General features: G+C 74.4%; 9 protein-coding genes. 3 read left to right on the top strand and 6 right to left on the bottom strand.

What is annotated here, in order from left to right; all coding sequences use genetic code 11:
* Positions 1-214 precede the first annotated feature (214 nt).
* Positions 215-676 (top strand): hypothetical protein, encoded by a 462-nt coding sequence (locus ACFRQN_RS38155; RefSeq protein WP_074001741.1) that lies wholly within the window; start codon positions 215-217, stop codon positions 674-676.
* Positions 677-754: 78 nt separating this feature from the next.
* Here the strand turns inward: ACFRQN_RS38155 and ACFRQN_RS38150 are convergent, their stop codons facing one another.
* Entirely contained in the window at positions 755-2,035 is a 1,281-nt protein-coding gene (locus tag ACFRQN_RS38150) for a GNAT family N-acetyltransferase (protein WP_049658674.1), read from the bottom strand.
* A 40-nt stretch (positions 2,036-2,075) separates the two neighbouring features.
* Complete coding sequence (locus ACFRQN_RS38145) at positions 2,076-2,597, bottom strand: GNAT family N-acetyltransferase (RefSeq protein WP_380745196.1); 522 nt, start codon at positions 2,595-2,597, stop codon at positions 2,076-2,078.
* A gap of 124 nt (positions 2,598-2,721) precedes the next feature.
* Between ACFRQN_RS38145 and ACFRQN_RS38140 the strand changes: the two genes are divergently transcribed.
* Both ACFRQN_RS38140 and ACFRQN_RS38135 read left to right on the top strand, forming a co-directional pair.
* Positions 2,722-3,045: a hypothetical protein gene (locus tag ACFRQN_RS38140; RefSeq protein ID WP_380745194.1), complete on the top strand. Its 324-nt coding sequence runs from the start codon at positions 2,722-2,724 to the stop codon at positions 3,043-3,045.
* 122 nt (positions 3,046-3,167) lie between these two features.
* Positions 3,168-3,596: a type II toxin-antitoxin system VapC family toxin gene (locus ACFRQN_RS38135; protein ID WP_380745191.1), complete on the top strand. Its 429-nt coding sequence runs from the start codon at positions 3,168-3,170 to the stop codon at positions 3,594-3,596.
* Here ACFRQN_RS38135 and ACFRQN_RS38130 read toward each other — a convergent pair.
* The 4 genes from ACFRQN_RS38130 to ACFRQN_RS38115 form a co-directional block, all read right to left on the bottom strand.
* Positions 3,581-4,876 carry a C40 family peptidase gene (locus tag ACFRQN_RS38130; protein ID WP_380745189.1) on the bottom strand — a complete coding sequence of 432 codons (1,296 nt, stop codon included), beginning with the start codon at positions 4,874-4,876 and terminating at the stop codon, positions 3,581-3,583. The two genes, ACFRQN_RS38135 and ACFRQN_RS38130, sit on opposite strands and share 16 nt — an antisense overlap.
* 295 nt (positions 4,877-5,171) lie before the next feature.
* The gene (locus tag ACFRQN_RS38125) at positions 5,172-6,245 is read right to left on the bottom strand and encodes a hypothetical protein (protein WP_181970613.1); all 1,074 of its coding nucleotides are present in this window, start codon (positions 6,243-6,245) and stop codon (positions 5,172-5,174) included.
* 89 nt (positions 6,246-6,334) lie between these two features.
* On the bottom strand, positions 6,335-8,146 hold the full coding sequence (locus tag ACFRQN_RS38120) for a threonine/serine exporter family protein (protein WP_380745187.1): 1,812 nt from the start codon (positions 8,144-8,146) through the stop codon (positions 6,335-6,337).
* 119 nt (positions 8,147-8,265) lie between these two features.
* Entirely contained in the window at positions 8,266-8,919 is a 654-nt protein-coding gene (locus ACFRQN_RS38115; RefSeq protein ID WP_049659017.1) for a DedA family protein, read from the bottom strand.
* Positions 8,920-9,122 lie beyond the last annotated feature (203 nt).

The raw sequence follows: 9,122 nt of genomic DNA, 5'->3' as shown, positions 1-9,122 counted from the left end.
GCACTCCCCCACCGGGAGTGCCCGGCCGGATGCGTTTCGGGACCCCACCATCCACGCCCTGACTTGTCGTCAACCACCATGCCCCAGCCGGATCAAGTCGGCAGGATTTTCGATTTGGCCGAAGATCATTCACCCGTTCGAGGGATGGAAGCGCCCACCGCGGCGATCTAGCGTGAACATGCAATCCGACAGGAAGACAAGGAGATCAGTTCACATGCGTTCCCTGACCTCGACTCTCAAGTCCCGCATGGCTCCCGTGGTGTTGCTCGCCGCCTGCACGACGGCCCTGGCCGCGCCCCACGCGGTGGCGGCCCCGAACTCGGTGGCACCCGGCTCCACCGCCGTCGACCTCTGGGTGAAGAACTACCAGGGCCTGGGCACGGTCAAGGGCACGCTGTCCTGGGACGGCGAGGGCGGATACTCCTTCGTGGGAACCGCCGACGCGACCTGCGACGTGGCCAGCAGGGTCACCGCGTGGCTCGAGTACGGAGGCGCCGGCGAGAGCTGGAAGCAGTCCGCCGAGGCGGACTGCAAGAAGTCGCCGCGCGTCGCCGACGTGAAGGTCTCCGGGACCCTGAACAAGGGCGAGAAGCTGGAGCTGCGCGTCAGCTCGTGGCGCGAGTGGGCGATCGACGCCTACCGGGCGAGCGCCAAGCAGGTCTACACCATCTCCTGAGCCCCGAGCGGCTGTTGCGGCTGTCGTCACGCCGGAGGCCGGCCCGCGAACGGGTCGGCCTCCGGCACGCGCACAGGATCAGAACTCGGTCGGCGTCCAGGCCCGCAGCGGGGTGCGCAGCAGCAGGTCGGCGGCGGCGGCCGCGCCCGGGCGCAGTTCGGTGAGCAGGGCGGCCGCGGCCAGCCTCGACGCCGTCTCCGCGCCCAGGTAGAGCGAGCCCAACTCCGAGGCGCCGAGCGCGAGGTCGGCGTCGTCCGTGGTCCGGACGCAGCGGCCGGTGCCGTCCTCGGCCGTCTCCAGCGCCCAACGGCCGGAGGCGTAGCCGAGCCTGTCGTCGACCTCCAGCACCACCCGGCCGGGGGCGCCGTAGCTCCGGGCGCCGAACGCGGCCTCGACGTCCAGCACCCGCAGCCACACGAGGTCCCCGTTGTCCTCGTGCGGGGTGGCCGCGCGCGGGTCCTGGAGCAGCAGCGGCAGCGGGTCGTCCGGGGCGAGCTTGGGCACCTCGACCCGGGACACCCAGTCGACCGACAGCACCAGGCGCCACAGTTCGACGGCGGTGGGCAGGTCGAGGGCGATGAACTCGCTCACGGTGAGCTTGCAGTCGGGGTAGGCGCCGTCCCACTTGTTGGCGATCCGGTAGAGCACCAGGCCGGTGACCTCCCCGGCGGCGTCCCGGTGGACGGCGGCGAAGGGCTCCTTGAACTCGTCGCCCGGCGCCCGCACCTCGCCGGAGGTGCGCTCCCACCAGAGCGTGTCGCGCTCGATCGCCCCCGGCTGGGTGCGCCGCCAGCGCTCGTGCAGGTCTGCTCCCAGCTCGCGCAGCTCCGCCATGGTCACGAAGTCGGTCCGGCCGCCGGGGACGCCCGGCAGGCCCTCGCGCAGACCGCGGGTGCGGCGCAGCTCGATGTTCCAGCCGGCGCCCTGGGTGGCCGGGCCGAAGCCGAAGCGGCCGTAGATGTTGTACTCGGCGGCGGCCAGGATCGCGACCGCGCTGCCGCGCTCGGCGGCGGCCGCGAGGTCCCGCCGCATCATCGCGCTGAGCAGGCCGCGGCGGCGGTGGGTGGCGGTGACCGCGACGTTGGTGATGGCGTCGGCCGGCACGACGGCCCCGCCCGGGACGGTCAGTTCGGTGTCGAAGCTGCGGAAGGTGGCGATCTGGCGCTCGCCGTCGAAGCCGGCCAGCATCCGGCCGGGCTCCCAGTAGCGGCGGCGCAGGTCCTCCGCGACGGCCACCTCGGGGCGCAGGAAGCCGAAGTTGAGCGCCCGGTTCCACTCCGCGACCTCGTCCACCGAGACGGCCCGGACCTGGAGCCCGCTCACGGTGTCGACGGCCGCGTGATCGTTGCTGTTGCCCATGGGGCCACCGTACGGCGGCCTTTCGGGGGCGGCATCCGATTTATTCCGTGCGCGACCCGGTGTGCTCGCCCGGCACCACCACCCAGTGGTTGGTCCGCAGGACGCGGTCCGCGAAGTCCAGGTCCCGCTCGCCGAGCAGCCGGAAGCCGAGCGCCCGGCAGATCCCGTTGGACGGCCCGTTGGCCGTCCCCGGGTTGGCGTGCACCTCGCCCCAGCGGCCGTCCTCGGCGGCGGCGTCCAGCACCAGGCGGACGGCCGCCTTGGCGAGGCCGCGGCCCTGGTACTCGGGCAGCACCATCCAGCCGATCTCGGAGACCGGCACGCCGTCCTCCTCGTCCGACCAGAGCGTGACGACGCCCGCGGCCTCGTCGCCCCCGGCGCCGTCCGGCACGATCATCCTGATCCAGGCGCCGTCCGCGGCCACCTCGGCCAGGTCCTTGCGCAGCCGCGCCTCCACCTTCTCCCGGGGCAGCGGCCCGCCCAGCTCGGCCATCATCACCGGGTCGCACCGCATCCGGACGTACGCCTCGACGTCCCCCGCCCGAACATCCCGCAGCCGCATGACGCCTCCTCAGTGCCGGTCCGGCGGCCACGCTAGCGCGACCCGCCGACAGTGGCGTCCCGGCGGCCCGACCTGGCATCCTCGTGCCGGTTCAGGCACAAACGATCCGATTTCGGGGGGAACCATGGAGGACCAGTACGTCCGCCGGCTGAAGGACTACGAGAGCTGGTCGCTGGCGGTGAAGCTGGTCGGCGGGCTGACCGTGGCCGGCTGGCTCTGGGCGCTGTGGCTGGTCTTCCTCCCGGCCGCGGGGATCTGCGGCACACCGGCCTTCTACGAGCCGACCGGCTTCCACATGGCGGAGGCCTGCGACTCCGAGATGATCGGCCGGATCGGTGGCGCGCTCGCCGTGTTCCTCGTGTCGATCCCGTTCGCCGCCGCCTGGGGCTGGACCGTCGTGCGGCTGCGCGACAGCCGCCAGGCCCTGGCCGACCTGGCCGACCGGTAGCCCGCCGGAGCGGCGGCCTTCGTGACGGCCTTCACGGCGGTCCTCGTGGCGTCCACCACGGGCGGCGCCCGCCGGAGTTGACTGGTCGGCGATCCCCGCGCCCCGAGGAGGCCGCCACCGCCATGGCCACGTACGTGATCACTCCGGAGGTGGCCCTCCACCTGGTCCGGGACGGGGCCGCGGCCCCCGCCGGGCACCAGCTGCCGGCCCCGACCCTGCTGCGCTCGCAGCTGCTGTCGCTCCTCTACGGGGCCGTCCGGCGGGGCGAGTTGGCCGAGCGGGACGCCGAACGCGCGCTCGACGCGGTGCGGGCGCTGCGGATCCGGCTGCTCGGCGACCGCGTCCTGCAGGCCACCGCCTGGCGGATCGCCGAGCGGCTCGGCCTGCCGGACACCCTGGACGCCGAGTACCTCACGCTGCCCCGGCTCCAGGCGGACGCCCTGGTCACCCTCGACCCCGCCCTCGCGGCCGCCGCCGAGGGGGTGGTGCCGACCGCCCCCGTCGAGGTGCTGACCGCGGCTCGCCGGCCCGGGGGTCAGGGGCGGGCGTAGAAGTTCGGGGTGCCCATGATCCAGAGGCTGGCCTGCTTGACCGGCATGCCGGCCCGCGGGGCCTCGATCATCTGGTCGTCGCCGATGTAGAGCCCGACGTGGTAGATGTCGGCGGCGCGGCCGGTGTCGGTCCAGAAGACCAGGTCGCCCGGGCGCAGCTGGCGGTAGCCGATCGGGGTGCTCTGGGCGTACTGGTCGGCGGCGAAGTGGTTGAGCTGCCGGCCGCCCTCGCGCCAGGCCATCATCGTCAGCCCGGAGCAGTCGTAGCCGCCCGGGCCCTCGCCGCCCCAGACGTAGGGCAGGCCGATCTTGGACTTGGCGAAGGCGATGGCGGCGGCCGCGCCCTCGGCGGACCACGGACGGGCGGGGGGCGGGGCCTGGGCCCTGGCAGCGGCGGCCGCTGCCGCCTCTGCCGCCGCCGCGGCCTCGGCTTCCCGGGCGGCCTGTTCGGCGGCGGCGCGGGCGGCGGCCTCGGCCTCGCGGGCGGCGATCGCCTCCAGGGCCTCGCGGCGCCGGCGTTCCAGCTCGACGGTGGTGTTCCGGGCGGCGGCCAGTTCGACGAGCAGCTGCTCGCGGCGCTGCCCGGCGGCGGCCACCTCGCTCTGCTGGGCGGCCAGCCGCTGTTCGGCCCGGGCCTTGGCCGCGCCGACCTCGGCGGCGGCCTTCCCGGCGGCCCCGGTGGCGGCCCGGGCCTCGGCGGAGGCGCGGCGGGCGGCGGCGGCCGTGGAGGTGGCGGCGTCCAGGATCTGCCGGGTGCGCTCGCTGACCTGGCCGACCGCGGCGGCGCGCTCGCCCGCCTCGCGCGGGCCGTGGGCGCCGAGCAGGGCGTTGAGGGCGGACAGTTCGGCGCCCGCGCCCTGCCGGTAGGTCTCGGCCGCGAACCGGGCCGCGTCCTCGGCGGCGGCCACCCGCTCGGTCTCGGCGGCCGCGGCGCGCTGTGCGGCGGCGGCCTCCTCGGCGCGGGCCCGGGCGAGGGCCAGCTGGGCGCCGTTGTAGGCCTCGACGGCCTGTTCGGCGGTGCGCCCGGCCCGGTCCAGCTCGGCCCGGGCGGCGGTGAGGGCGGCCTCCAGGGCGGCGGCCGAGGAGGCCTTGCCCTCGGCCTCGGCCCGGGCCCGGTCGATCTCCTCGGTGGTCGGGTACGGCTCCTCGTCCGCGGGCCGGCCGACCGCCGGTACACCGGTGACGGGTTCGCCGAGCGCGGGGGCGGCCTGGGCGGCGGGAAGCAGTCCGAGCAGTGCGGTGAGGGACAACAGGAGGGTCGGCAGGAGCCTGCGAGCCACGCGACATCATCCCTTCTGACGGGTCCGGAGGGGACGGCGTCGGACGGTGCGCGGCATCGGGGCGGGCGGGCGACGGCCCGGCGGCCCGGTGGTGGCGGGGAGTCCGATGAATCATCCCATCACGTGACAGAACGGTCACATGACGCTCATGTTCTCAATTCCGGCAGGCTTCACACCTGGAAAAGTGCTCCGCCGGTCGGGTGACGATCAGATGATCTGACCAAATGTCGGCTCCGAGCAGGCGCCCGAGGCGGGCCGCGAAGGGCGGACGAGAGCGGGCGGCGGCCAGGGCGGGCTACCGGCCGATCCGGCGGGTGTGCGTCCGCAGCCTGGGGTGCCGCGCGGGCCGGCTCTCCAGCCCGGTCGGACCGACGGCGAAGGCCCGGCTGCGCCCCGCCCGGACGGTACGGCGACGCTGCTGCGCCAGGCGGGAGCGGTCCGGACCGGGCCCGACCGCCGGGTCCGCCGCACCCGGGGCCCGCCCCGCCGTCCCGGCGGCGGCCGCCGAGCGGCGGTCGGCCAGTCGGGCCTGACGGCGGGCCAGCGCCCGGGCGGCGTGCGCGTCGAGGTGGGCGCTGGCCCGGGCGGCCATCCGCTCGGCCACCCGGTGCGCGGCCGGGTGGTTGGCGGGCACCTTGTCGGGGGCCCCGGCGATCAGGTCGAAGAGCCAGGTGCGGGCCCGGTCCGCGCGCCGGTGCAGCAGGCGCTCGCGCCGCAGCGCACGCGCCCGGCGCCGGGGGCGCGTGGCGTACCGCCAGCGGGCCCAGGGGCTGCTCGGGCGGGCCAGCCGGATCGCCCCGATCCAGGACAGGCCGGGGACCATGATCCCGAGCAGGCCGGTCCACACCTTGCCCTTGAGCAGGGTGACCACCGAGGCCAGCGAGTTCACCGAGATGATCGTGATCAGCCCCCACCTGGTCTCCTCGCCGGGCACCACGCCGAGCGGCACGTACCCGACCAGCAGCAGGGAGGTGAACAGGATGCCGAAGATCACCGCGTCCACCGACTTACGGCCCTGTTCGCTCCAGTACACGTCGTCCAGGTGCAGGATCAGCGCGAACTCGTCCAGCACCAGGCCGCAGCCGATGCCGAAGGCCAGCCCGAACCAGTCGATCCACGGGTGCCCGCCGTAGGTGGCGAACACCCCGATGCCGCCGAGCAGCAGGAAGCCCAGGCCGAACACCATGTGGTGGATGTGCAGGCCGCCCGGGGTCACGTTGCCCGGCCACCAGCGCACCTGGGCGCGGATCATCCGGACGCTGAACCGGATGAAGACGAAGGAGGTGATGAATCCGACCAGCAGCAGGAACAGCGGTTGCTTGTGCGCGGCGACGATGTGCTCGCGGTAGCCGTCCAGCAGTGTCGTCATGGGTCTTACCTTCGTTCCTGGTCCTGCGTCCTGCCTGCCGTGACGTGGCCCGGGGCCCACGTCTCCCCCAACACCGGGTCGCCGTCCGGTCAGAAGCCCCGGGTGCGCTTGGCCGCCCGGCGGGGCATGACCGGGTAGAGCGACGGGCGCTCGGCGCCGACCGGCAGCTTCAGGAACAGCCGGGCGATCTCCCCACCGAGGTTCACCCCGACCGCCAGCGCCATCGCGATCGCCGCCGCCCGGAAGACCGACACCAGACCGGCGCTGGAGTGCCCCTGGGCGAAGGCGAGCATCCCGAGGTAGAGCGCCGAACCGGGCATCAGCGGGCCGATCGCGGCGGTCACGTACGGCAGCGCCGAACCGTTGCGGTAGCGCGCCATCAGCTGGCCGAACAGGCCGACCAGGCCGGCCGCCACACCGGTCGCCGCGATCGGGTTGACGCCCGCGTTGTACACCAGCGCACCGTAGCTGGCCCAGCCGATGCCGCTGTTGACGGTCACCAGGGCCAGCGTCCGGCGGTCGGTCTGGAGCAGCGTCGCGAAGGCCAGGGTCAGCAGCATCGCGGCGACCATCTGGACCGGCGGGTAGTTGACGCCCACCAGGCTCTCGTCCGGGCGCAGGTTCGCCTCGAAGCCGACCCCCAGGTAGAGGATCACCATCACCCCGATCACGATGCCCGCGACCAGGTAGACCACTTCCAGCAGACGGGCCGCGGCGGTGATGTAGAAGCCGGTCAGGCCGTCCTGCACGGCGGCGACCAGGGCGCGCCCGGGCAGCAGGGCGAACAGGCCACCGGTGATCACGACCGAGCCGCGCAGGCCCCAGTCGTTGAGCGAGAGGATGATGCCGGAGGCCGCGGCCGGCATCGCGGCCGCCACGAACTGGTAGAACTCCGGCAGCCGGCGCTTGGCGAGGGCGGAGGCCAGCCGGTCGCCGAGGACGGCCGCGACGAAGGCGCTCGCGAACACCAGCCAGGCCTTGTCGTCGATCTTCCCGCCGACCAGGAAGGTCGCCGCGCCGGCCAGCAGGCCGGTGGTCAGGGCGAGGAACCAGGCCGGGTACGGGTGCCGGTTGCGGCGCATCGCCGCGAGCCGGCGGTAGGCGTCGTTGACCGTCACCTGCTCCGCGGTGATGTCCGCGACCAGCGCGTACACCGCGTCGAGCCGGGTGTAGTCGGAGGTGCGGCGGCGCACCACGCGGTCGGCGGTGACCGGCGGCTCGACCAGCGAGGGCTGGTACGAGATGCCGATCAGGGTGAAGGTGACCTGCGGCTCGCAGCGGTCCAGCCGGTAGGCGTGCGCGATGCCGAGCATCGCCGCCTCGACGTCCTCGGCGGCCTCGCCGCTGGCCAGCAGCAGCTCGCCGATGCGCAGCGTCAGGTCGAGGATGCGCGGGACGTTGCGGGTGACGGCCGCGGAGGGGTGCATCTCGCGGGCGGTGCGCTCGAAGGCGGGGCGCTCGGACATCGGGGTGCGCAGCAGGGTGCGCATCCGGTCCGGCCAGGGCGCCTCGCCGGGGGCGCCGGCGGTCAGGTCCGGGACCGGGATGCCGGTGGGCGGGGTGTAGCCGGCCGCCCGCCACTCCTCGGGGGTGAGGGTGTCCTCGGCGACCGAGCGGCGGCGGACCGGGCGCTCGTCCTCGACCCGCCCGGCCACGGACGCGGGCACCGGCTCGGACACCCGCTCGGGCTCCGGGGCCAGCAGGCCCCTGGTCTCCGGGACGGGCGGCACGAGCGGCACGACGGTGGTGGGCTCGACCACCGGGGCGGGGTGGCCGAGCAGGCCCTCGGTGGGCGGGGCGTCGGCGGGGTGCACCGGCTTCGGGGACGCCTGCCGCGGCTGTCGGGCCGCCCGGCCTCCCCTCGCCCGCTTGCCCGCACCCGGTCGGCCCCGCTTAGGCACTTCCACTCCTTGCCGCCCCTGGCGGCCGCCGGCCACCGCTCGATCTCGGGTTACACCTTGCCTGATCGAACAGCCCGACGCACATGTACGCGGCGTCCCGTGGCCGGAGCGGCGGACGCCTACCCGGCGCGGTGCCGGTCGGCGGCGGCCGCGCCGGAGCGGCGTGCCCGCAGCAGCTCGACCGCCACCGGGATCACCGAGACCAGCACGATGCCGACCAGGATGGCCTCGATGTTGTCCCGGACGAACGGGATCTGCCCCAGGAAGTAGCCGAGCACGGTGACCCCGCCGCCCCACAGCACGCCGCCGACCAGGTTGAACACCACGAAGCCGCGGTAGTTCATCCTGCTCACCCCGGCCACGATCGGGGTGAAGGTGCGCACGATCGGCACGAAGCGGGCCAGCACGATCGCCTTGGGCCCGTGCCGGTCGAAGAAGGCGGCGGCCTTCTCCACGTTCTCCTGCTTGAAGACCCGGGAGTCGGGACGGCGGAACAGGCTCGGGCCGACCTTGCGGCCGAAGAGGTAGCCGACCTGGTCCCCGGCCACCGCGGCGACCACGATCAGCGCGCAGACCAGCCAGAGCGGCTGGTGCAGGTAGGTGCCGCCGGCCACCAGCAGGCCGGTGGTGAACAGCAGCGAGTCACCCGGCAGGAAGAAGCCGATCAGCAGGCCGGACTCGGCGAAGACGATGGCCAGGATGCCGATCAGGCCGAAGGTGGAGATCAGGGTGGTCGGATCGAGCCAGGACGGGCCGAGGGCGAGGCTGGTCACGGTGCGGGCACTCCGAAGGTCGGGTCTTGGCAATGGAATGGTAAAGCATTGACAAAGACTCGGGGCGGCGCCGGATGGTTCCCGTCGGACGGACGGACGCGGCGTGGGCAGGAAGCGGGCAGGGAGCGGGCCGCGCGGTGAGAGCCCGGGAACGCGTACGGCCCCGGCGGGGGCCCGGGAGCGCCGGCCCGCCGGGGCCGTAC

Source organism: Kitasatospora sp. NPDC056800 (assembly GCF_042789775.1).
Taxonomy (GTDB): Bacteria; Actinomycetota; Actinomycetes; order Streptomycetales; family Streptomycetaceae; genus Kitasatospora.
This window is presented reverse-complemented; position numbering and strand designations above follow the sequence as displayed.